Genomic DNA, 22,205 nt, shown 5'->3' on the forward strand with positions numbered 1-22,205 from the left:
ATTTCGCGAATCAAGTGCGCAAGAAGTTGCGCACCATGGCACATGGCTACTGCCTCTTCGGATCATCTAAAACTGAAATGACCAATCCATCGCCCCTTTTTGCCATTGCGTCACTGGCACGCCACCCTCCGATTCCTTGAAAGTCCCAGTCCAGAGCCCGTCGTGTTTTATGACCGGAAGGCCTGGGCGCGGCAAACCGTCTTATAAATGAAACACCGCCCTCAGCTATACTCCCCCGCATTTCGACCCGCCCCGAGGACTGACTGTGAAGAACTGGACGTTGCGCCAACGCATTTTGGCGAGCTTTGCGGTGATTATCGCCATCATGCTGTTGATGGTGGTCGTCTCGTATTCGCGGCTGCTGAAAATCGAAGCCAGTGAAAACAGCGTCCGTGACGACGCGATTCCCGGCGTCTATTACAGCTCGATGATTCGTGGCGCGTGGGTCGACAGTTATCTGCAAACACAGGAACTGCTGGGTCTCAAGGAAGGGCAGGGCGTCAGCAGTGAAGATGCGGCCGATTACAAGGCTTTCGAATCTCGGCTTCAGGAACAGATGGCCAATTATCGTGGCACGGTGGTGACGGACGAGGACAAGCTCGAATTCGCGGCGTTCGAGAAATATCACGACGCCTACCTGAAAATTCAGGATGCGGTGCTCGATCTGCACAAACGCAATCTGGAAGCCGACGCCGTCAAGCTGTTCCACGAACAACTGACTCCGACCTGGTACTCGGGCCGGATGAAGCTCAACGACATCATTGGCGAGAACAAGAAAGTCGCTGACAAGGCCATGGCCAACATTGATGAGGCCGTGGCGGCGGCCAAGGTCAGCATGTTCGTCTCGCTGCTGGTGGCCGTGCTGGCGGCCGGTTTCTGCGGTCTGCTGCTGATGCGCGCGATCATGGCACCGATGAACCGCATCGTGCAGATCCTCGACATCATGCGCACCGGCGATTTGAGCAGCCGCTTGAACCTCGACCGCAAGGACGAGTTCGGTGCCGTGGAAACCGGCTTCAACGACATGATGACCGAGCTCACCTCGCTGGTGTCCCAGGCCCAGCGCTCGTCGGTACAGGTCACCACCTCGGTGACCGAGATCGCCGCCACCTCCAAGCAGCAACAGGCGACCGCCACCGAAACCGCTGCGACCACCACTGAAATTGGCGCGACATCCCGCGAAATCGCGGCAACCTCTCGCGACCTTGTACGCACCATGACTGAAGTCTCCACCGCCGCCGATCAGGCCTCGGTGCTGGCCGGTTCCGGGCAACAAGGCCTGGCGCGGATGGAAGACACCATGCACTCGGTGATGGGCGCGGCGGATCTGGTGAACGCCAAACTGGCGATCCTCAACGAGAAGGCCGGCAACATCAATCAGGTGGTGGTGACCATCGTCAAGGTCGCCGACCAGACCAACCTGCTGTCCCTGAACGCCGCGATCGAAGCGGAGAAGGCTGGTGAATATGGCCGTGGTTTCGCGGTGGTCGCCACTGAAGTGCGGCGTCTGGCGGATCAGACTGCTGTCGCCACTTATGACATCGAACAGATGGTCCGCGAGATCCAGTCGGCGGTGTCCGCCGGGGTGATGGGCATGGACAAGTTCTCCGAGGAAGTACGGCGCGGCATGGCTGAAGTGCAGCAGGTCGGCGAGCAACTGTCGCAGATCATCCATCAGGTGCAGGCGCTGGCGCCGCGGGTGTTGATGGTCAACGAAGGCATGCAGGCCCAGGCCACCGGCGCCGAGCAGATCAACCACGCGCTGGTGCAGCTGGGTGATGCCAGCAGCCAGACCGTCGAATCGTTGCGTCAGGCCAGTTTCGCCATCGACGAACTGAGCCAGGTGGCCGTGGGCCTGCGCAGCGGCGTTTCGCGATTCAAAGTCTGATGAGCGAAATCACCGCCAAACGCAGCGCTGCGCCGGTGGCGAAGCAGGCGTTGTTCCTGCTGTTTCGCATCGGCAGCGAACGCTACGCCTTGCGTGCCACGGAAGTGGCCGAAGTGCTGCCGCGCCTGCCGTTGAAGCCGATTGCCCGGGCGCCGCACTGGGTGGCGGGGGTGTTCGCCTACCGTGGCACAGTGGTGCCGGTGATCGACCTCAGTGCCCTGACCTTCGGCCATCCTGCGCAAGCGCGCACCAGCACACGACTGGTGCTGGTGCATTACCGAGCGGATGACTCGCAACCCTCGCAATGGCTGGGCCTGATCCTCGAACAGGCCACCGATACCCTGCGCTGCAACCCGGCTGATTTCCAGCCGTACGGCCTCGACAATCGTCAGGCGCCGTACCTGGGCCCGGTGCGTGAGGATGCGCAGGGGCTGGTGCAGTGGGTGCGGGTCAACGACTTGCTGGACGAGTCGGTGCGCACGTTACTGTTCCCGACACCGCCGCTGGATCCGGCGCGGCTTGAGGAGCAGCCATGAGCAGCGACCAGCGCTTCTTCGATTTCCTCAAGGAACGCATCGGCCTCGACGTCGCTTCGGTCGGGCCGGCGATCATCGAACGGGCCGTGCGCCAGCGCATCACCCTGTCGCAAACGGTGAATGCCGATGAGTACTGGCAGACCCTGCAAGGCTCGCGGGATGAACAGCAGGCGCTGATCGAAGCGGTGATCGTCCCCGAGACCTGGTTTTTCCGTTACCCGGAATCCTTCGCCACGCTGGGCAAACTGGCGCGCAAACGCCTGGGTGAACTGAACAACATGCGTGCGCTGCGCATCCTCAGCCTGCCGTGTTCCACCGGTGAAGAACCCTATTCGATTGCGATGGCCTTGCTCGATGCCGGCCTCAAGCCCCATCAGTTCAAGGTCGATGGCATGGACGTCAGCCCCTTGTCAGTGGACAAGGCGCGGCGGGCGCTGTACGGCAAAAACTCGTTTCGCGGCCAGGAACTGGACTTTCGCGAGCGGCATTTTTTCGCCGAGAACGAGGGCTTTCGGGTGAATGAAATCGTCCGCGAGCAGGTGCGCCTGCAGGTCGGCAACGTGCTCGATCCGTCATTGCTGGTCAACGAGCCGCCGTTCGATTTCGTGTTCTGCCGCAACCTGCTGATCTATTTCGATCAGCCGACCCAGCAGCAGGTGTTCGCCGTGCTCAAGCGCCTGACCCATGTCGATGGCGTGCTGTTTATCGGCCCGGCCGAGGGCAGTCTGCTTGGGCGGCTCGGCATGCGTTCGATCGGGATTCCACAGTCTTTCGCCTTCAGCCGTCACAGCGATCCACAACCCGAACCGTTACCGATGCCGACCGCGATTGCGCTGCCGTTGCCTGCGCGCCAACCGCTGCGCAGCACGCCACCGCCGCCGGTGCGCAACCGTCCGTTTGCTGGCGTGACGCCTTTGCCGGCGACGGCTAAGAGCACCAACCCCGAAGCGGCGACCTTGCTGGCCAACATCGCCGCCCTGGCCAACGAAGGCAAAAGCGCCGAAGCCCGGTCCGCGTGCGAACAGTATTTGCGCAGCCATGAGCCGGTGGCCCAGGTGTTTTACTGGCTCGGCCTGCTCAGCGATGTCGCCGGCAGCGCCTTCGAAGCCCAGGGCTTTTACCGCAAAGCGTTGTACCTCGAGCCGCAACACCCCGAAGCCCTGATGCACCTGGCCGCCTTGCTGCAAGCCCAGGGCGACACGGCCGGCGCCAGACGATTGCAGGAGCGCGCCGCCCGCAGCGACCGCACCGCCGACAGTGAGCGTAAACGATGATCCCGTCCGACACCTTGAACGTCACCCACGAAGACGCCCGGGCCATCGACGATTGCTGGAACCGCATCGGCATCCATGGCGACAAGTCCTGCCCGCTGCTGGACGAGCACATCCATTGCCGCAATTGCTCGGTGTATTCCGCCGCCGCCACGCGCCTGCTCGACCGCTATGCGTTGCAGCAGGACGAGCGCGATCCGGTGGCGACCCAGGTCGAAACCGAGCTGAAGACCCGGTCGCTGCTGATGTTCCGCCTCGGCGAAGAATGGCTCGGCCTGGCCACCCGCAGTCTGGTGGAGGTCGCGCCGTTGCAGGCGATTCACTCGCTGCCGCACCAGCGCTCCCGGGCCTTGCTCGGCGTGGCGAACGTGCGCGGTGCGCTGGTGGCGTGCCTGTCGCTGGTTGAACTGCTCGACCTCGACAGCAACGCGGCCCCGGCGACCGGCGCGCGGATCATGCCGCGCATGCTGATCATCTCGGCCCAGGGCGGGCCGGTGGTGGTGCCGGTGGACGAAGTCGACGGGATTCACGCCATCGACGAGCGAATCCTCGACGCCGCGTCGCGGTCCGGCGCACAGGCCAGCGCCAAATACACCCGAGGCGTGTTGCCTTTCAAAGGTCGCAGCCTGCGTTGGCTGGATGAAGAACAGTTGCTGTCCGCCGTGTCCCGGAGCCTCACATGACCCCCGAGCAAATGCGCGACGCCTCCTTGCTCGAGCTGTTCAGCCTCGAAGCCGAAGCCCAGACCCAGGTGCTCAGCGCCGGGCTGCTGGCGTTGGAGCGCAACCCGACCCAGGCCGATCAGCTCGAGTCGTGCATGCGTGCGGCGCACTCCTTGAAAGGCGCGGCGCGGATCGTCGGCATCGACAGCGGCGTCAGCGTCGCCCACGTGATGGAAGATTGTCTGGTCAGTGCGCAGGAAGGACGGTTGTTCCTGCGTCCGGAACATATCGACGCGCTGTTGCAGGGCACCGACTTGCTGATGCGCATTGCCACCCCGGCCAACGGCCCGCAACCGGCGGACATCGAGGCTTATGTGGCGTTGATGGGCGGATTGCTCGATCCGACGGCGCCGCCACTAGTGCCCGCCGCTGCGAGTGCGCCGCTGATGGCTGAGTTGCAGCTTCAGCCACCGTCGGTGGCGGAGCCTGCGCCGGTTGAAATCCCGGTCGAGGTTGCCGAACCGGAACCCGCGCCGCGCAAGAGCAAACGCGCCACCGAAGGTGGCGAGCGGGTGCTGCGGGTCACCGCCGAACGTCTGAACAGCCTGCTCGATCTGTCGAGCAAATCCCTGGTGGAAACCCAGCGCCTCAAGCCGCACCTGGCCACGATGCAGCGCCTCAAGCGCATGCAGAGCAACGGTCTGCGGGCACTGGAGAGTCTCAATGTGCACCTCAAGGAACATGCCCTGAGCCTTGAAGCTCAGGAAGCGCTGGAGGATGCGCGGCGTTTGCTCGCCGAATCCCAGCAACTGCTGGCAGAAAAAAACGCCGAACTCGACGAGTTTGCCTGGCAGGCCAGCCAGCGCGCGCAAGTGCTTTACGACACCGCACTGGCCTGCCGCATGCGGCCGTTCGCCGATGTGCTGTCCGGGCAGGTGCGGATGGTGCGCGACCTCGGTCGCAGCCTCGGCAAGCAGGTACGGCTGGAGATCGAGGGCGAGAAGACCCAGGTCGACCGCGATGTGCTGGAGAAACTCGAAGCCCCGCTGACGCACCTGCTGCGCAACGCGGTCGATCACGGCATCGAAACCCCACAGGAACGCCTGCTCAAGGGCAAGTCCGAGGAAGGCCTGATCCGTCTGCGCGCCTCGCATCAGGCCGGTTTGCTGGTACTGGAACTGAGCGACGACGGCAACGGCGTGGATCTGGAAAAGGTCCGCCGCAGCATCGTCGAGCGCCAGTTGTCGCCCGCGGAAACCGCCGCCCAGTTGAGTGAAGAAGAACTGCTGACCTTCCTGTTTCTGCCGGGTTTCAGCCTGCGGGACAAGGTCACCGAAGTGTCGGGTCGCGGCGTCGGCCTCGATGCCGTGCAGCACATGGTCCGCCAGTTGCGCGGCGCGGTGGTGCTGGAGCAGACGGCGGGCGAGGGCAGCCGTTTCCATCTGGAGGTGCCGCTGACCCTGTCGGTGGTGCGCAGCCTGGTGGTGGAAGTCGGCGACGAGGCCTACGCTTTCCCGCTGGCGCACATCGAGCGCATGTGCGACCTGGCGCCGGAGGACATCGTGCAGGTCGAAGGGCGCCAGCATTTCTGGCACGAGGGCCGACATGTCGGGCTCGTCGCGGCCAGTCAGTTATTGCAACGTCCGGCCAGTCAGAACAGCGGCGATACGCTGAAAGTCGTGGTCATCCGCGAGCGCGATGCGATCTACGGCGTGGCGGTCGAGCGCTTCATTGGCGAGCGCACGCTGGTGGTGCTGCCGCTGGACGAGCGGCTGGGCAAGGTGCAGGACATTTCCGCCGGGGCCTTGCTCGACGATGGCTCGGTGGTGCTGATCGTCGATGTCGAAGACATGCTGCGGTCGGTGGACAAACTGCTCAACACCGGGCGTCTGGAGCGCATTGCCCGCCACGGCCATCAGGCGGCAGAAGCCGCGCGCAAGCGGATTCTGGTGGTCGACGACTCGCTGACCGTGCGCGAACTGCAACGCAAGCTGCTGCTCAATCGCGGCTACGACGTCGCCGTTGCGGTGGACGGCATGGACGGCTGGAACGCCCTGCGCTCCGAGGATTTCGATCTGCTGATCACCGACATCGACATGCCGCGTATGGACGGCATCGAGCTGGTCTCGCTGCTGCGCCGCGACAACCGTCTGCAATCGCTGCCGGTGATGGTGGTGTCCTACAAGGATCGCGAGGAAGATCGCCGCCGTGGACTGGACGCCGGGGCCGACTATTATCTGGCCAAGGCCAGTTTTCATGACGATGCCCTGCTCGACGCAGTGGTTGAGCTCATCGGAGGAGCGCGGGCATGAAGATCGCAATCGTCAACGACATGCCCCTGGCGGTGGAGGCCCTGCGTCGCGCGCTGGCCTTCGAGCCGGCGCATCAGGTGCTGTGGGTCGCCAACAACGGCGCCGAAGCGGTGCGTCTGTGCGCGGAAAACACCCCGGACCTGATCCTGATGGACCTGATCATGCCGGTGATGGATGGCGTCGAGGCCACCCGGCGGATCATGGCCGAGAGCCCGTGCGCGATCGTCATCGTCACCGTGGACCGCCAGCAGAACGTGCACCGGGTGTTCGAAGCCATGGGCCATGGCGCGCTGGACGTGGTCGACACCCCGGCCATCGGCGGTGGCAATCCTCAGGAAGCGGCGGCGCCGCTGCTGCGCAAGATCCTCAACATCGGCTGGCTGATCGGCGAGAAAACCGCCCGCTCACGTCCGGCACCTGCGACACCACGCAGTGCCGCCTCGCGCCAGCGGCCTGGACGTGCGTCTGGCCCGCGAAGGCGAACCGCCGCAGGCCGGCGCGGTGCTGCTGGCCGGCACCAACCACCATATTCGTTTGCTCAAGAACGGCACGCTGGCCTACACCGCCGAGCCGGTCAACGAGATCTACCGCCCCTCGATCGACGTGTTTTTCGAAAGCGTCGCCAATTACTGGAACGGTGACGCAGTAGGGGTTTTATTGACAGGGATGGGACGCGACGGGGCGCAAGGGCTTAAGCTCATGCGCCAACAGGGTTACCTGACCATCGCGCAGGATCAGCAAAGCAGTGCGGTGTACGGCATGCCCAAGGCCGCAGCGGCCATCGACGCGGCCGTAGAAATCCGTCCACTGGAAAAGATAGCGCCACGATTGCTGGAGATATTCCCCAAATGAATACGTCCATCGGCAATCCTGGCCCCCGCAGCACTCAGGTGACCGCCCATGAATGACTTACAGATCGATGACATCAAAACCGACGAGAACGCCGCCATGGTGTTGTTGGTGGACGATCAGGCGATGATCGGCGAAGCCGTGCGCCGTGGGCTGTCGAATGAAGAGAACATCGACTTCCACTTCTGCTCCGACCCGCATCTTGCCGTGGCCCATGCGGTGCGGATCAAGCCGACCGTGATCCTGCAGGATCTGGTGATGCCGGGCCTCGACGGTCTGAGCCTGGTGCGCGAATACCGCAATCACCCGGCGACCAAGGACATTCCGATCATCGTCCTGTCGACCAAGGAAGACCCGCTGATCAAGAGCGCGGCGTTCTCCGCCGGGGCCAACGATTACCTGGTGAAACTGCCGGACAACATCGAGCTGGTGGCGCGGATCCGCTATCACTCGCGCTCCTACATGACATTGCTGCAACGGGACGCGGCCTACCGCGCGTTGCGGGTCAGCCAGCAGCAATTGCTCGACACCAACCTCGTCCTGCAGCGACTGATGAACTCCGACGGCCTGACCGGGCTGTCCAACCGCCGGCACTTCGACGAATACCTGGAACTGGAATGGCGCCGCTCGTTGCGCGACCAGAGCCAGTTGTCGTTGCTGATGATCGACGTCGATTACTTCAAGTCCTACAACGACACCTTCGGCCACGTCGAAGGCGACGAGGCCTTGCGCAAGGTCGCTACGGCAATCCGCGAGGCCAGTGCCCGGCCGTCCGATCTGCCGGCGCGTTATGGCGGCGAAGAATTTGCGCTGGTGCTGCCCAACACCTCGCCGGGCGGGGCCCGACTGGTGGCGGAAAAGCTGCGCCAGACGGTCGCGGCGCTGAAGATTCCGCACAATGCCCCGGCCGAAGGCTCGAGCCTGACCATCAGCATCGGCCTGGCGACGATGGTGCCGGAGTCGGGCAGCGACTGCCGGTTGCTGATCTCGGCGGCGGACCGTGGCCTGTACCTGGCCAAGAACAACGGGCGCAATCAGGTGGGGATCGAATGAACCATCGGGTTCATTCGCCGCAAGAGCCGCCGGACGGGCTGCCGTGACAGCTTGATTACGTTATACTCGCCGGCTTTCAAAAGTTCGCCAACGAGTGCTGCCCGTCATGGAAATCAACCCGATCCTGAACACCATCAAGGACCTGTCCGAGCGCTCCGAAACTATTCGGGGGTATCTTTGACTACGATCAAAAGCATGAGCGTCTGATCGAAGTCAATCGCGAGCTTGAAGATCCTGCCGTCTGGAACAAACCTGAATACGCCCAGGAACTGGGCCGCGAGCGCGCTGCGCTGGCGCAGATCGTCGATACCCTCGACGAACTGAACGGTGGCCTGGCCGATTGCCGCGAGCTGCTGGACATGGCCGTTGAAGAGAACGACGAGGGCGCGGTCAACGACGTCGTCGAAGTCCTTCAAGGTCTCGAAGAGTCGCTGTCCAAGCTCGAATTCCGCCGTATGTTCAGCCACGAGATGGACCCGAACAACGCCTACCTGGACATCCAGGCCGGTTCCGGCGGCACCGAAGCCCAGGACTGGGCCAACATCCTGCTGCGCATGTACCTGCGCTGGGCCGACAAACGCGGTTTCGACGCGACCATCATGGAGCTGTCGGCCGGTGAAGTCGCCGGGATCAAGGGTGCGACCGTGCACATCAAGGGCGAATACGCCTTTGGCTGGCTGCGTACCGAGATCGGCGTGCACCGTCTGGTGCGTAAGAGCCCGTTCGACTCCGGCAACCGTCGTCACACCTCGTTCTCCGCGGTTTTCGTCTCGCCAGAGATCGACGACAAGGTGGAAATCGAAATCAACCCGGCAGACCTGCGGATCGACACCTATCGTTCCTCCGGTGCCGGTGGTCAGCACGTAAACACCACCGACTCGGCCGTACGTATCACCCACGTACCGACCAACACCGTGGTGAGCTGTCAGAACGAACGTTCCCAGCACGCCAACAAGGACACCGCCATGAAAATGCTGCGGGCCAAGTTGTACGAGCAGGAAATGCAGAAGCGCAACGCCGCGTCCCAGGCCCTGGAAGACACCAAGTCGGATATCGGCTGGGGTCACCAGATCCGTTCGTATGTGCTCGATGCGTCGCGGATCAAGGATCTGCGCACCAACATCGAACGCAGTGACTGCGACAAGGTACTCGACGGCGACATCGACGAATACCTGGAAGCCAGCCTGAAATCGGGGCTGTAAGCTTTCAACCGACCTCAAGTCCCCCGTCGCCGGCGGGGGCAACGAACCTGTGATGGAAAATTTAAAGACATGAGCGACCTACAACTCGATCCGCAAGCCCTGCAACAGGAAGAAAACTCCCTGATCGCTCTGCGCAAGGAAAAGCTTGCTGCCGAGCGCGCCAAGGGCAATGCCTTCCCGAACGACTTCCGCCGCGACAACTACTGCGATGCGTTGCAGAAACAGTACGCGGACAAGACCAAGGAAGAGCTGGCAGAGGCTGCGATCCCGGTCAAGGTTGCTGGTCGCATCATGCTCAACCGTGGCTCGTTCATGGTGATCCAGGACATGACCGGTCGCATCCAGGTCTACGTCAACCGCAAGACTCTGTCCGAAGAAACCCTGGCCGCGGTGAAAACCTGGGACATGGGCGACATCATCGCCGCCGAAGGCACCCTGGCCCGTTCCGGCAAGGGCGACCTGTACGTCGAAATGACCAGCGTGCGCCTGCTGACCAAATCCCTGCGCCCGCTGCCGGACAAGCACCACGGCCTGACCGACACCGAACAGCGCTACCGTCAGCGCTACGTTGACCTGATCGTCAACGAAGACGTGCGCCAGACCTTCCGCGTTCGCTCGCAAGTGATCGCGCACATCCGCAGCTTCCTGATGAAGCGCGACTTCCTCGAAGTCGAAACGCCGATGCTGCAGACCATTCCTGGCGGCGCCGCAGCCAAGCCGTTCGAAACCCACCACAACGCGTTGGACATGGAAATGTTTCTGCGTATCGCGCCGGAGCTGTACCTCAAGCGTCTGGTGGTTGGCGGCTTCGAAAAAGTGTTCGAGATCAACCGCAACTTCCGTAACGAAGGCGTTTCGACTCGTCACAACCCTGAATTCACCATGTTGGAGTTCTATCAGGCTTACGCCGACTACGAAGACAACATGGACCTGACCGAAGAACTGTTCCGCGAACTGGCGCAGCTGGTTCTGGGCAGCACCGACGTGCCGTACGGCGACAAGGTGTTCCACTTCGGCGAGCCGTTCGTGCGCCTGTCGGTGTTCGACTCGATCCTCAAGTACAACCCAGAGCTGACAGCCGATGACCTGAACGACATCGACAAGGCTCGCGCCATCGCCAAGAAGGCCGGCGCCAAGGTGCTGGGCTTCGAAGGTCTGGGCAAGCTGCAGGTGATGATTTTCGAAGAGCTGGTCGAGCACAAGCTGGAACAGCCGCACTTCATTACCCAGTATCCGTTCGAAGTGTCGCCGCTGGCTCGTCGCAACGACGACAACCCGAACGTCACCGACCGCTTCGAGCTGTTCATCGGCGGCCGTGAAATCGCCAACGCCTACTCCGAGCTGAACGACGCGGAAGACCAGGCCGAGCGTTTCATGGCGCAGGTGGCCGACAAGGACGCCGGCGACGACGAAGCCATGCACTACGACGCCGACTTCGTTCGCGCGCTGGAGTACGGCATGCCGCCGACGGCCGGTGAAGGTATCGGCATCGACCGTCTGGTGATGCTGCTGACCAACTCCCCGTCGATCCGCGACGTGATCCTGTTCCCGCACATGCGGCCGCAAGCGTAAGTGTTTCAATAAAAAAGCCGCCTGAAATGGGCGGCTTTTTATTGCCTGTCTGGTACAAACGTATCAAATGGTTAATTTTGAAGAAAACAACAGAGGTATGCCTGTCGTGATCGGTGCAATGGCTCAAGAGGGTGCAGCGGGAATCGCCACTGCGGTCGCTGAAAGTGTTCAGTACCAGGGCCGCAAGGCCAGCCGGCAGGGCAGTGAACAGCGTCGACAGGACATTCTCGATGCGGCGATGCGCATTGTCGTGCGCGACGGCGTACGCGCCGTGCGTCATCGGGCGGTGGCCGCCGAGGCCGGTGTGCCATTGTCGGCCACCACGTATTACTTCAAGGACATCGATGACCTGCTCACCGATACCTTCGCCCAGTACGTCGAGCGCAGCGCGGCCTACATGGCCAAGCTGTGGATCAACAACGAAGGCCTGTTGCGTGAAATGGTGGTCAGCGGCGACGGCAGCCCGGAGTCGCGTTCGCAACTGGCCGACGATATCGCGCGTTTGATGGCTGATTACGTGCATCGGCAACTGGTCAACCGTCGCGAGCATTTGATGGCCGAGCAGGCGTTCCGTCAGGAGGCGCTGCTCAACCCGCGTCTGGCGGAACTGGTGCGTTCCCATCAGCAGATTCTGTTGCAGGGCACCTGCCAGTTGTTCCAGGTATTGGGCTCACGCGAGCCACAGCAGGATGCCAAGGTGTTGACGGCGATTATCGGACGGATGGAATATCAGGGCCTGCTCAACGACGCCGAGCCTTTGGCCGAAGAGGACATGCTCGGCATTCTGACGCGCTATATGCACCTGGTACTCGCGTCGGTGTAACACCAAACCTGTGGGAGCGAGCCTGCTCGCGAATGCGGTCTGACATTCAACATCTTTGTTGCCTGACACCCCGCATTCGCGAGCAGGCTCGCTCCCACAAGGGATCACGGCGATTTTCAGGGCCGTGTATTCATAGGGAGTGTCGAATGAAAGCCTGGCGTGGCGTGCTGATCGCCTTGTCGTTCCTGCTGCTCAGCGGATGTCTGGTGACCTTCAAGGAGCCGCTGCCCGCCAGTGAACCGGCGCCCAAGGGCCTGCTCGGCCAATGGTCGAGCACCAATGCCTGGGGCGAGCCGATGAATCTGGAGCTGACGCGCCTGGGCAACGACCGCTATCAGGCGGTTGCTTATTTCAAAGCCAAACCCCGGGAGCGTGAAGCCTATCCGTTCACGGTGTCGCGCCACGGCAACCGCTGGTACCTGTCGGCGAAAGTGCCGGCGCAATACGGCGGGCACTTCACCATCGCCGGCTTCGAGATCACCGACAAGCGCGAACTGGTGATCTACAACCTCGACCTCGAACAGATCAACCAGGCCATCGCCCAGAAAGCCCTCGACGGCCAGGGCTTCCAGACCGATGACGGCGAGGGCGTGCAGGTCGACAGCCCGCTTGAAAAGGTCTTTGCTTACCTCGACGACCCGGCCAATTCCGACGTTTTCGTCGAAGCGGCGCGCTATCAGCATCAGGCCAAAGCCAAATAATTCAGTTCGTCACGTTTTCTACAGGAGTTTCGGGTGGACGATTACCAGCAGACGATACGCATTCTGTCCGATCGCATAGTGCTGGCGCAGACGCCGATCCGCGTGCTCGACGCGGTCAAGTGGGACGAGAACATCCGCAAGGGTTTCCTCAAGGCCAAGGGCAAGGAATTGCCGGCGGTGGATCGCGACTACTACCTCAACCGGCCGCTGTCCTTCGACTCAAGCAAGGTGAAGCTGGAATTCCAGAACATCGAGCGCGACATCACCCGTCAGCTCGGCCAGTTCAACCCGGTCGGCCAGATCATGCGTCGCATGTGCAAGGAATACCGGATGGTGGTGCGCATGCTCGAAGCGCGCGGCACCGAGGATTTCGGCCTGATTTCCCAGGAACTGTACGGCGCCGCGTCCGATGCGTTCCACGCCGGTGACCCGACCCTGGCCGACCTCGGCCTGATGATGTCGGACTATCTGAACAACATCGACGGCCGTGGCGACCTGAAGGACGAACCGAAGATCCTCACCGCCAAGGACGCCGTGCACCTGCTGCAAACCCGCCTGAACAAGGTGTTCGGCGAGGCCGAGGAAACCATCCGCGTGTTCGAGTCCGACGGTATCGTCGCCGATGCGGCGGCGGGTGCTGACTACATCAAGATCCGCACCGACGCGATGTTCAACGACCGCGACGTGCGCGCGCTGGAAGTCCACGAAGGCCTAGTGCACGTCGGCACCACGCTCAACGGTCTGAACCAGCCGATCTGCACCTTCCTGTCCAAGGGGCCGCCTTCGTCGACGGTGACTCAGGAAGGCCTGGCGATCCTGATGGAAATCATCACCTTCGCCTCCTACCCGAGCCGCCTGCGCAAACTGACCAACCGCACCCGCGCCATTCACATGGTCGAGGAGGGCGCGGACTTCCTGCAGATTTTCGAGTTCTTCCGCGAGCAGGGCTTCGAGATGGCGGAAAGCTACGGCAACGCCAGTCGGGTTTTCCGTGGTTCGACGCCGACCGGTCTGCCATTTACCAAAGACTTGTCCTACCTCAAGGGCTTCATCATGGTTTACAACTACATTCAGTTGGCCGTGCGTAAGGGCAAGCTCGAGCAGATCCCGCTGTTGTTCTGTGGCAAGACCACGTTGGAAGACATGCGAACCCTGCGTCAGCTGGTGGACGAAGGATTGGTGGTGCCGCCGAAGTACCTGCCGGACCAGTTCCGCGACATGAATGCGTTGTCGGCGTGGATGTGCTTCTCCAACTTCCTCAATCACTTGAGCCTGGACCGGATCGAAGCGGATTACTCCAACATCCTGTAACCAACCAATATTCCTTGTGGGAGCTAGCCTGCTAGCGATGGCGGTCAACGTTCAAAAGTGAAGTTGCCTGACACGCCGCCATCGCGAGCAGGCTCGCTCCCACAGGTTTGATCTGTGTTCCAACCAGAATTTTTGCGAGGTTTCACCGGATGAGAATCCTCGGCATCCTTTGCCTGCTCCTGACCCTCGACGGTTGCAGTTCCTTGCTGTTCTACCCCGAACCGGGTCAGCTTTTCACGCCAGAAAAGGCCAAACTCGAATACCGCACCGTCACCCTGACCACCGCCGACGGCCTCAAGCTGAATGCCTGGTGGCTGCCGGCCAAACCCGGGGTTGAGGTCAAGGGCACGGTGCTGCACCTGCACGGCAACGGCGGCAATTTGCCGATGCACCTGGGCGGGAGCTGGTGGTTGCCGAAGAACGGCTATCAAGTGCTACTGGTGGACTATCGCGGTTACGGTTTGTCCGAGGGCGAACCGAGCCTGCCGGCGATCTATCAGGACATTGATGCCGCCTTCGCCTGGCTGGACAAGGCGCCGGAGGTCAAAGGCAAACCGCTGGTGCTGCTGGGCCAGAGTCTCGGCGGGGCAATGGCCGTGCACTGGCTGGTGCAACATCCGGAAAGGCAAAAACAGCTCAAGGCCCTGGTACTCGACGGCGTGCCCGCCAGTTACCGCAGCGTCGGCCAATACGCCCTCAGCACCTCATGGCTGACCTGGCCGTTTCAGGTGCCGCTGTCATGGCTGGTGCCGGACAGCGACAGTGCGATCAACGCCATGCCGCAGCTCAACGGCGTGCCGAAACTGATCTTCCACAGCCTCGACGATCCGCTGGTGCCCCTTTCCAACGGCATCCGTCTGTATCAAGCTGCGCCGCCACCGCGTGTGCTGCAGCTGACTCGGGGCGGGCATGTGCAGACCTTCGGCGACCCGGTCTGGCGTCAGGTGATGCTGCGCTACCTCGACGATCCCGAACACTTCAACGGCCTGCGCCGCCTCGGCGAGATCCCGAATTATCCAACACCCCCGAATTCTGAAGACGAACCACCAGAGAGTCCGCAATGAGTGAAGAACGTAACGCCATCCCGCTGATCATCACCGGCATCTGCAGCATCCTCGGCACCGTCGGCGCCCTGTGGTACTACGGCTACCTGCACTTCGCCAAACCCGAGGATGCGTTGCTGCTCAACGACTTCACCATGCTCAAGACCGTTCCCGGCGAAGACTACAAGGTCTCCCTGACCCCGGCGCCGCAAGTGGCGCAATGCATCGATGGCGTGCTGGTGCTGTTCGACACCGAACAGAAAGGCCTGACCGGGGTGCTGGTCAACAGTCAGAAAAAGGCTGTGCGCTGCATGGGCCAGGAGACGCCGCAGAAGCTCGAAGAGTAAATCTGCGACGGACAAAAAAGCCCCGCCTGATCACTCAGGCGGGGCTTTTCATTTACCGCTCAGCGAATCAGTGCGCGGTCGAGCTAACGGCCGAACGCGGCATCACTGGCTGGTTGTCGTTGGAAATGGTCACTTCCACGCGACGGTTCATCGCACGGCCCGAGACCGAGGTGTTATCCGCCACCGGGTATTCCTTGCCATAACCCTGTACGACGATACGCGACGGGTCTACACCCATCTTGATCAGCGCAACCTGCACCGAAGTCGCGCGACGCTCGGACAGCGACTGGTTGTAGCTCGCGGTACCGGTGCTGTCGGTGTAGCCCTCGACGATCACTTTACGATCAGGGTTTTCCTGGAGGAACTGCGCCAGTTTGTTGATGTTCACCAGACCGCTGGATTTCAGGTCGGCCTTGTTGGTGGCGAACAGCACATCACCGAAAGTCACCAGCGTGCCGCGATCGGTCTGCTTGGCGTTGAGGCTGTCCTGCAGCTGTTTGATCTGCTGATCGCGGGCATCCAGACGGGCCTGGGCACGTTGGGCGGCGGCGTTCTTCAGGTTGTTTTCAGCGGTGCGCAGAGCGATGGTCTGCTTGGCCACTTCTACGCGCTGGTTAGTCAGATAAGCCAGTTGATCGACCTTGGCGGCGTCTTCTTTATCCAGATAAGCCTTGTCGGCCTTGTCCAGATAGTCGCTGGCGTCCTTAGTTTCCAGCGCTGCGACCTTGCTTGCCTGCGGGTTGGCCTGCAGGCCGGCGTAGTTGGTGCGTGCCTGTTCCAGGTTCGGGTTGGGCGGCGTGGAGCAGGCAGCCAGGGCAACGCTTGCAGCCAGGAGAGCGGGGATCATCAGTTGTTTACGCATAATCGTTCGTCCTTTATATCGATAAGAGTTTCAGCCTTGCGGTCGGGATGCGCGCTTACTGCACTGGGCGCTGACTTTCCTGACGCAGTTCCTGAACACCTTTCTGGGAATCCTTCACAGCCAGTTCGGCCTTGGCTGCCTGAGCCTTGCGTTCGGCAACGCGGGCATCCCACTCGGCCTGCTCGGACAAGCGACGGGCTTCGTCATACTTCTTGTCGTGCATGGCGATTTCGGCTTGCTTCAGCTTGTCCTGAGCCTGCTTCATCTCCACGGCGGCGAACTCGGTACCGCCAGCGCTGACCGCGCTGTTGACTGCCGATTGAGTGACGGCGTATTGCTCGGTCGGTGGATTGCCGGCACAACCGGCCAGCACGAAGCTGGTGCCGATGGCCAGAGCAGCCAGTTTCAGACCGCGCAGGTGGGAGAACGAGGTTTGGGTCTTCATGGTCTTCAACTCCATTGGTTAACTCCTTGGAAGCTTCGAAATCCATCCTGGTCGAGGAGTGACAACCGTCATGTGTCAGCGCGTTTTGAAACGCTCGTTCCAGGCGTGGTTACCTGTTCCGACCGAAGGCATTTTTCAAAAGTTCAGAAAAGATGGCCCATCGCCAAAAAAAACTTTGACCGAACGGACAGGGCTCTAAACCGGGAACTTTGGCGGTGGGCAGAGGTACGCGCGGGCGAGAAACGGCGCAAAAGCGGAGGGGGGACACAGTCCCTGTGGGAGCTGGCTTGCCAGCGATGAGGCCATCAAATACAGCACATGTGCTGCTGAACTGACGCCATCGAGGGCAAACCATTCCCACCGTTCTGAAGGGTCAGGAATCAGTGTTTCTGCTTCCCGGCAGCAGCCGACAAGTCATGTAGATGACGCCGCGACAACGCGAGAAAACGCGGGGTCGGGCCGACATCCTCATACAGCGGATCGCCTTCTTCGTCGGTGGCGACCACGGTCGAGCCTTTCACATACGGCAGGCTCGCTTCGAACTCCTCGAGGGCGGCGCCGATCAGCTCGCCGAGCAGTTCTTCGGCATGGCGTTTGGGGTACATTTCGGCAATCGCCGCCAGCCGTGCGGCGGCTTCCACGTCCAGATGAATCGTGTAGCCGGTATCGGTCAGGCGACCCTTGGCGGTTTCTTCCCAATGCTGGGCGAGTTCACGGATTTTCATAAAAACCTCATGTCGCACCTGCTCATGGCAGGTCTTGGTGAGTGTCCGGCGTCTGCCGGCGGCAAGCCGTTGTGCGGCTTACTGTTGAGACTAGCTTCAACCCTCAAGGTTTAAAGTCCCTTCGTCGTCTGCTTGTAAGAAGCGTTCCAGAGCGGCACTCTCTGTTCATCCACTCACTTGCGATCCGTCACCGATTACTGCTGGAGAGATGCTGATGACCGATATTGATGCACGCTTGCGCGAAGACGTTCACCTGCTCGGTGAGCTGTTGGGCAACACCATTCGTGACCAGTACGGCGAGGCGTTTCTCGACAAGATCGAGCAGATTCGCAAGGGCGCCAAGGCCGACCGGCGCGGCTCGATGGACGCCGAACTCAGCGCCAGTCTCAATCAATTGAGCGAAGACGAACTGCTGCCGGTGGCGCGGGCCTTCAACCAGTTTCTCAACCTGGCGAACATCGCCGAGCAGTACCAGCTCATTCATCGCCGGGAAGAGACCCAGGCCGCGCCGTTCGAGTCCCGCGTGCTGCCGGAACTGCTCGCCCGCCTGCGCAACGAAGGGCACAGCGCCGAATCCCTGGCCCGGCAACTGGCGCGGCTGGAAATCGAACTGGTGCTCACCGCGCACCCGACCGAAGTGGCCCGGCGCACGCTGATCCAGAAGTACGACGCGATTGCCGCGCAGCTCGCGGCTCAGGATCATCGCGACCTGACCACGGCCGAACGCGAGCAGATCCACAACACCCTGCAACGCCTGATCGCCGAAGCCTGGCACACCGAAGAAATCCGCCGCACCCGGCCGACTCCGGTGGACGAGGCCAAGTGGGGGTTTGCGGTGATCGAGCATTCGCTGTGGCAGGCGATTCCCCACCATATGCGTAAGGCCGATCAGGCGCTGTTCGCCGCCACCGGTTTGCGCTTGCCGCTGGAAGCCGCGCCGATCCGCTTCGCTTCGTGGATGGGCGGCGACCGTGACGGCAACCCGAACGTGACCGCTGCCGTGACCCGCGAAGTGCTGTTGCTGGCACGCTGGATGGCGGCGGATCTGTACCTGCGTGACGTCGATCACCTGGCCGCCGAACTGTCGATGCAGCAGGCCAGCGAAGCGCTCAAGGCCCGGGCCGGCGACAGTGCCGAGCCGTATCGGGCAGTGCTCAAACAATTGCGTGAACGGCTGCGCGCCACACGTAACTGGGCTCATGCATCTTTGACGGCGACCACGCCGGCGCCTGCCGATGTGCTGCACAACAACCGCGACCTGCTCGATCCGCTGGAGCTGTGTTTCAACTCGCTGCACGAATGCGGCATGGGCGTGATCGCCGACGGGCCGTTGCTCGATTGCCTGCGCCGGGCCGTGACCTTCGGTCTGTTCCTGGTGCGACTCGATGTGCGTCAGGACTCGTCCCGCCATAGCGCGGCCATGACCGAAATCACTGATTACCTCGGCCTCGGCAAATACGAGGAGTGGGACGAAGAACAGCGCATCAGCTTCCTGACCCGCGAACTGCAAAACCGTCGGCCGTTGCTGCCGGCGCATTTCAAACCCTCGGCCGACACCGCCGAAGTGCTCGCCACCTGCAAGGAAATCGCCGCCGCGCCGGGCGCTTCGCTGGGCTCCTACGTGATCTCAATGGCCGGTGCCGCTTCCGATGTGCTCGCGGTGCAGTTGCTGCTCAAGGAATCCGGCGTACTGCGGCCGATGCGCGTGGTGCCGCTGTTCGAAACCCTCGCCGACCTCGACAACGCCGGCCCGGTGATCGAACGCCTGTTGCTGCTGCCGGGGTACCGCGCGCGCCTGCAAGGCCCGCAGGAAGTGATGATCGGCTATTCCGACTCGGCCAAGGACGCCGGCACTACCGCCGCGGCCTGGGCGCAGTACCGGGCGCAGGAGCGGCTGGTGGAAATCTGCCGCGAGCAACAAGTCGAACTGCTGCTGTTCCACGGTCGCGGTGGCACCGTGGGCCGTGGCGGCGGCCCGGCGCACGCGGCGATTCTGTCGCAGCCGCCGGGTTCGGTGGCCGGACGTTTCCGCACCACCGAGCAGGGGGAAATGATTCGATTCAAATTCGGCCTGCCGGACATCGCCGAGCAAAACCTCAATCTGTATCTGGCGGCGGTGCTCGAAGCGACCCTGTTGCCTCCGCCGCCACCGACTCCCGAATGGCGGCATCTGATGGACGAACTGGCCGCCGACGGCGTCGCTGCTTACCGTGCGGTGGTGCGGGAGAATCCGCAATTCGTTGAGTATTTCCGCCAGTCCACACCGGAGCAGGAGTTGGGCCGCTTGCCATTGGGCAGCCGTCCGGCCAAGCGCCGTGCTGGTGGCATCGAAAGCCTGCGGGCGATTCCGTGGATCTTCGGTTGGACCCAGACCCGCCTGATGCTGCCGGCCTGGCTCGGCTGGGAAACCGCACTGAACAATGCGCTGGAGCGCGGCGAAGGCGAGTTGCTGGGGCAGATGCGCGAGCAGTGGCCGTTCTTCCGCACCCGCATCGACATGCTGGAAATGGTGCTGGCCAAGGCCGACGCCGATATCGCGCTGTCCTACGACGAGCGTCTGGTGGAGCCGGAGTTGCTGCCGTTGGGTGCGCACTTACGCGACCTATTGTCGCAGGCCTGTTCCGTTGTCCTCGGCCTGACCGGTCAGTCGCAGCTACTGGCACATAGCCCAGACACCCTGGAATTCATCCGTCTGCGCAACACCTACCTCGACCCGCTGCATCTATTGCAGGCCGAGTTGCTGGCGCGTTCGCGGCAGCAGAATGTCGAGCAGGGCAGCCCGGTGGAACAGGCGTTGCTGGTGTCTGTGGCGGGGATTGCCGCCGGTTTGCGAAATACCGGCTAAGGTTTTCTGCGTGGGGCGGGGCACCCGGGGCGAACCTCGGGTGCCGTTTATTGACTGTAGGAAAAATGCGGTCAGGCGACAGTTAATGATGGGGTTGCGACTTGGGGAACCGCGTCGCAAGGTCGCGGCGGGCGCCGGTTTCTCCGACTTTTGGCGTCTTGTGTGGGCGCAGCCTGCTGTGTATCTTGATCAGCCTTTGGCCGTTTGGGCGGCCACGACCCGTTTTATGAGATTGGCCCCACGAGGCGAATCCATTGTTTTTTATATAAAAAATTGAGGAGCACATCGATGCGCGTCATTCTGCTGGGAGCTCCCGGGGCCGGTAAAGGTACTCAGGCTAAGTTCATCACCGAGAAATTCGGCATTCCGCAAATCTCCACCGGCGACATGCTGCGTGCTGCGGTCAAGGCCGGCACCGAGCTGGGCATCAAGGCCAAGAGCATCATGGATGCCGGAGGCCTGGTGTCGGATGACCTGATCATCGCGCTGGTCAAGGACCGTATCGCTCAAGCCGATTGCGCCAAGGGTTTCCTGTTCGATGGCTTCCCGCGCACCATTCCTCAGGCTGAAGCGCTGGTGACTGCCGGTGTCGAGCTGGACGCCGTGGTCGAAATCGCCGTTGAAGACGAAGAAATCGTTCAGCGTATCGCCGGTCGTCGCGTTCACGAGGCCAGCGGCCGCGTTTACCACATCGTCTACAACCCGCCGAAACTGGCCGGCAAAGACGACATCACCGGCGAAGAGCTGGTGCAGCGCAAGGACGACACCGAAGAAACCGTGCGTCATCGCCTGTCGGTCTACCATTCGCAGACCAAGCCGCTGGTGGAGTTCTACCAGAACCTGTCCGCCAAAAACGGTGGCAAGCCGAAGTACAGCCATATCCCTGGCGTCGGTTCGGTTGAAGCGATCACTGCCAAGGTGCTTGAAGCCCTGAGCTGAAAAACCTGATCCGCTGCATCATCCACGGCCCGCTTGCGGGCCGTAGTTGTTTATACTGGCGCACTTTTCCCCACCTGATTTACGGACACATCGATGAGCACCTTGCTGGCCCTGGACACCGCGACTGAAGCTTGCTCCGTTGCCTTGCTGCATGACGGCAAGGTCACGAGCCATTACGAGGTGATCCCGCGCCTGCACGCGCAGAAACTGCTGCCGATGATCCAGCAACTGCTGGCCGACGCCGGCACCACCCTGCAAGCGGTGGACGCCATCGCCTTCGGCCGTGGCCCGGGCGCATTCACCGGTGTGCGGATTGCCATCGGCGTGGTGCAGGGCCTGGCGTTCGCGCTGGATCGCCCGGTGTTGCCGGTGTCGAACCTGGCCGTGCTGGCGCAACGGGCTTATCGCGAACACGGCGTGAGCCAGATCGCGGCCGCCATCGATGCGCGCATGGATGAGGTGTATTGGGGCTGCTACCGCGAGACGGCCGGGGAGATGCGTCTGGTCGGCGCCGAGGCGGTGCTGCCGCCGGAAGTCGCTGCGCTGCCGGACGATGCTTCGGGTGACTGGTTCGGTGCCGGCACGGGCTGGGGTTATGGCGAACGCATCGCTGTAAACCTGAGCGGATCCGATGCCGGCATGCTGCCCCATGCCGAAGACCTGCTGACCCTGGCGCGATTTGCCTGGGAGCGCGGTGAAGCGATTCCGGCAGACGATGCCCAGCCGGTTTACCTGCGCGACAAAGTGGCCACCCCCAAGGCTCGTTGATCTTCGAAATCAAGTTTTCCCAATCGCGAGCAGGCTCGCTCCCACATGAGT

At 62.1% G+C, this 22,205-nt stretch carries 19 protein-coding genes and 1 pseudogene; 17 read left to right on the top strand and 3 right to left on the bottom strand.

Annotated features, from left to right (window positions below):
• The first annotated feature begins 265 nt into the window (after window positions 1–265).
• The 14 genes and pseudogenes from PDR5_RS05375 to PDR5_RS05445 all read left to right on the top strand — a co-directional run bounded on the left by PDR5_RS05375 (window position 266) and on the right by PDR5_RS05445 (window position 15,570).
• A complete protein-coding gene (locus PDR5_RS05375; RefSeq protein WP_039769604.1) occupies window positions 266–1,888 on the top strand; it encodes a methyl-accepting chemotaxis protein in 1,623 nt (540 codons plus the stop codon).
• Window positions 1,888–2,424 (top strand): chemotaxis protein CheW, encoded by a 537-nt coding sequence (locus PDR5_RS05380; protein WP_064593700.1) that lies wholly within the window; start codon window positions 1,888–1,890, stop codon window positions 2,422–2,424. Before PDR5_RS05375 ends, PDR5_RS05380 begins: the two co-directional genes overlap by 1 nt.
• Window positions 2,421–3,698: a CheR family methyltransferase gene (locus tag PDR5_RS05385; protein WP_064593703.1), complete on the top strand. Its 1,278-nt coding sequence runs from the start codon at window positions 2,421–2,423 to the stop codon at window positions 3,696–3,698. The genes PDR5_RS05380 and PDR5_RS05385 overlap by 4 nt, the downstream gene beginning before the upstream one ends.
• On the top strand, window positions 3,695–4,378 hold the full coding sequence (locus tag PDR5_RS05390) for a chemotaxis protein CheW (protein ID WP_007954679.1): 684 nt from the start codon (window positions 3,695–3,697) through the stop codon (window positions 4,376–4,378). Before PDR5_RS05385 ends, PDR5_RS05390 begins: the two co-directional genes overlap by 4 nt.
• The gene (locus tag PDR5_RS05395; protein WP_064593706.1) at window positions 4,375–6,669 is read left to right on the top strand and encodes a hybrid sensor histidine kinase/response regulator; all 2,295 of its coding nucleotides are present in this window, start codon (window positions 4,375–4,377) and stop codon (window positions 6,667–6,669) included. Before PDR5_RS05390 ends, PDR5_RS05395 begins: the two co-directional genes overlap by 4 nt.
• Window positions 6,666–7,521: pseudogene (locus tag PDR5_RS05400) on the top strand (chemotaxis response regulator protein-glutamate methylesterase). Before PDR5_RS05395 ends, PDR5_RS05400 begins: the two are co-directional and overlap by 4 nt.
• A gap of 48 nt (window positions 7,522–7,569) precedes the next feature.
• Window positions 7,570–8,571 (top strand): response regulator, encoded by a 1,002-nt coding sequence (locus tag PDR5_RS05405; RefSeq protein WP_011332645.1) that lies wholly within the window; start codon window positions 7,570–7,572, stop codon window positions 8,569–8,571.
• Between the two features lie 106 nt (window positions 8,572–8,677).
• Window positions 8,678–9,773 (top strand): peptide chain release factor 2 gene (prfB, locus tag PDR5_RS29615; RefSeq protein WP_102621447.1). Its coding sequence is split into 2 segments (ribosomal slippage): window positions 8,678–8,749 and window positions 8,751–9,773, totalling 1,095 coding nucleotides; the frame shifts between segments, so codons are not numbered across the junction.
• Window positions 9,774–9,842: 69 nt separating this feature from the next.
• A complete protein-coding gene (gene lysS, locus PDR5_RS05420; protein WP_039769614.1) occupies window positions 9,843–11,345 on the top strand; it encodes a lysine--tRNA ligase in 1,503 nt (500 codons plus the stop codon).
• A 118-nt stretch (window positions 11,346–11,463) separates the two neighbouring features.
• Window positions 11,464–12,168 (top strand): TetR/AcrR family transcriptional regulator, encoded by a 705-nt coding sequence (locus PDR5_RS05425; protein ID WP_011332647.1) that lies wholly within the window; start codon window positions 11,464–11,466, stop codon window positions 12,166–12,168.
• Between the two features lie 146 nt (window positions 12,169–12,314).
• On the top strand, window positions 12,315–12,869 hold the full coding sequence (locus PDR5_RS05430) for a hypothetical protein (RefSeq protein ID WP_064593709.1): 555 nt from the start codon (window positions 12,315–12,317) through the stop codon (window positions 12,867–12,869).
• A gap of 33 nt (window positions 12,870–12,902) precedes the next feature.
• The gene (locus PDR5_RS05435) at window positions 12,903–14,180 is read left to right on the top strand and encodes a flavohemoglobin expression-modulating QEGLA motif protein (RefSeq protein WP_064593712.1); all 1,278 of its coding nucleotides are present in this window, start codon (window positions 12,903–12,905) and stop codon (window positions 14,178–14,180) included.
• A 149-nt stretch (window positions 14,181–14,329) separates the two neighbouring features.
• Complete coding sequence (locus tag PDR5_RS05440; protein ID WP_064593715.1) at window positions 14,330–15,244, top strand: alpha/beta hydrolase; 915 nt, start codon at window positions 14,330–14,332, stop codon at window positions 15,242–15,244.
• Window positions 15,241–15,570, top strand: coding sequence for a hypothetical protein (locus PDR5_RS05445; RefSeq protein WP_011332651.1), 330 nt, complete (start codon window positions 15,241–15,243; stop codon window positions 15,568–15,570). The genes PDR5_RS05440 and PDR5_RS05445 overlap by 4 nt, the downstream gene beginning before the upstream one ends.
• Window positions 15,571–15,637: 67 nt before the next feature.
• Here the strand turns inward: PDR5_RS05445 and PDR5_RS05450 are convergent, their stop codons facing one another.
• The 3 genes from PDR5_RS05450 to PDR5_RS05460 all read right to left on the bottom strand — a co-directional run bounded on the left by PDR5_RS05450 (window position 15,638) and on the right by PDR5_RS05460 (window position 17,602).
• Window positions 15,638–16,432 (bottom strand): OmpA family protein, encoded by a 795-nt coding sequence (locus tag PDR5_RS05450; RefSeq protein WP_039769619.1) that lies wholly within the window; start codon window positions 16,430–16,432, stop codon window positions 15,638–15,640.
• Between the two features lie 55 nt (window positions 16,433–16,487).
• On the bottom strand, window positions 16,488–16,892 hold the full coding sequence (locus PDR5_RS05455; protein ID WP_011332653.1) for a DUF4398 domain-containing protein: 405 nt from the start codon (window positions 16,890–16,892) through the stop codon (window positions 16,488–16,490).
• Window positions 16,893–17,257: 365 nt separating this feature from the next.
• Window positions 17,258–17,602, bottom strand: coding sequence for a hypothetical protein (locus tag PDR5_RS05460; protein ID WP_011332654.1), 345 nt, complete (start codon window positions 17,600–17,602; stop codon window positions 17,258–17,260).
• A 214-nt stretch (window positions 17,603–17,816) separates the two neighbouring features.
• On the opposite strand from PDR5_RS05460, the gene ppc reads away from it, so the two are divergent.
• The 3 genes from ppc (at window position 17,817) to tsaB (ending at window position 22,154) form a co-directional block, all read left to right on the top strand.
• Entirely contained in the window at window positions 17,817–20,447 is a 2,631-nt protein-coding gene (gene ppc, locus PDR5_RS05465) for a phosphoenolpyruvate carboxylase (protein WP_064600693.1), read from the top strand.
• Window positions 20,448–20,735: 288 nt separating this feature from the next.
• Window positions 20,736–21,386, top strand: a complete 651-nt coding sequence (gene adk / locus PDR5_RS05470; RefSeq protein ID WP_064593717.1) for an adenylate kinase — start codon at window positions 20,736–20,738, stop codon at window positions 21,384–21,386.
• A gap of 93 nt (window positions 21,387–21,479) precedes the next feature.
• Window positions 21,480–22,154: a tRNA (adenosine(37)-N6)-threonylcarbamoyltransferase complex dimerization subunit type 1 TsaB gene (tsaB, locus tag PDR5_RS05475; protein ID WP_064593720.1), complete on the top strand. Its 675-nt coding sequence runs from the start codon at window positions 21,480–21,482 to the stop codon at window positions 22,152–22,154.
• Window positions 22,155–22,205: the final 51 nt, after the last annotated feature.

This window comes from Pseudomonas sp. DR 5-09, assembly GCF_001655595.1.
GTDB lineage: Bacteria > Pseudomonadota > Gammaproteobacteria > Pseudomonadales > Pseudomonadaceae > Aquipseudomonas > Aquipseudomonas pharyngis.

What these genes read in the sequence shown, in the direction of transcription:
- PDR5_RS05455 (WP_011332653.1), bottom strand. Translation starts at nt 16,892, where the DNA reads ATGGAGTTGAAGACCATGAAGACCCAAACCTCGTTCTCCCACCTGCGC.
- PDR5_RS05405 (WP_011332645.1), top strand. Translation starts at nt 7,570, where the DNA reads ATGAATGACTTACAGATCGATGACATCAAAACCGACGAGAACGCCGCC.
- PDR5_RS05385 (WP_064593703.1), top strand. Translation starts at nt 2,421, where the DNA reads ATGAGCAGCGACCAGCGCTTCTTCGATTTCCTCAAGGAACGCATCGGC.
- ppc (WP_064600693.1), top strand. Translation starts at nt 17,817, where the DNA reads ATGACCGATATTGATGCACGCTTGCGCGAAGACGTTCACCTGCTCGGT.
- PDR5_RS05425 (WP_011332647.1), top strand. Translation starts at nt 11,464, where the DNA reads ATGGCTCAAGAGGGTGCAGCGGGAATCGCCACTGCGGTCGCTGAAAGT.
- tsaB (WP_064593720.1), top strand. Translation starts at nt 21,480, where the DNA reads ATGAGCACCTTGCTGGCCCTGGACACCGCGACTGAAGCTTGCTCCGTT.
- PDR5_RS05450 (WP_039769619.1), bottom strand. Translation starts at nt 16,432, where the DNA reads ATGCGTAAACAACTGATGATCCCCGCTCTCCTGGCTGCAAGCGTTGCC.
- PDR5_RS05460 (WP_011332654.1), bottom strand. Translation starts at nt 17,602, where the DNA reads ATGAAAATCCGTGAACTCGCCCAGCATTGGGAAGAAACCGCCAAGGGT.
- PDR5_RS05390 (WP_007954679.1), top strand. Translation starts at nt 3,695, where the DNA reads ATGATCCCGTCCGACACCTTGAACGTCACCCACGAAGACGCCCGGGCC.
- PDR5_RS05380 (WP_064593700.1), top strand. Translation starts at nt 1,888, where the DNA reads ATGAGCGAAATCACCGCCAAACGCAGCGCTGCGCCGGTGGCGAAGCAG.
- PDR5_RS05440 (WP_064593715.1), top strand. Translation starts at nt 14,330, where the DNA reads ATGAGAATCCTCGGCATCCTTTGCCTGCTCCTGACCCTCGACGGTTGC.
- lysS (WP_039769614.1), top strand. Translation starts at nt 9,843, where the DNA reads ATGAGCGACCTACAACTCGATCCGCAAGCCCTGCAACAGGAAGAAAAC.
- PDR5_RS05445 (WP_011332651.1), top strand. Translation starts at nt 15,241, where the DNA reads ATGAGTGAAGAACGTAACGCCATCCCGCTGATCATCACCGGCATCTGC.
- PDR5_RS05430 (WP_064593709.1), top strand. Translation starts at nt 12,315, where the DNA reads ATGAAAGCCTGGCGTGGCGTGCTGATCGCCTTGTCGTTCCTGCTGCTC.
- PDR5_RS05395 (WP_064593706.1), top strand. Translation starts at nt 4,375, where the DNA reads ATGACCCCCGAGCAAATGCGCGACGCCTCCTTGCTCGAGCTGTTCAGC.
- adk (WP_064593717.1), top strand. Translation starts at nt 20,736, where the DNA reads ATGCGCGTCATTCTGCTGGGAGCTCCCGGGGCCGGTAAAGGTACTCAG.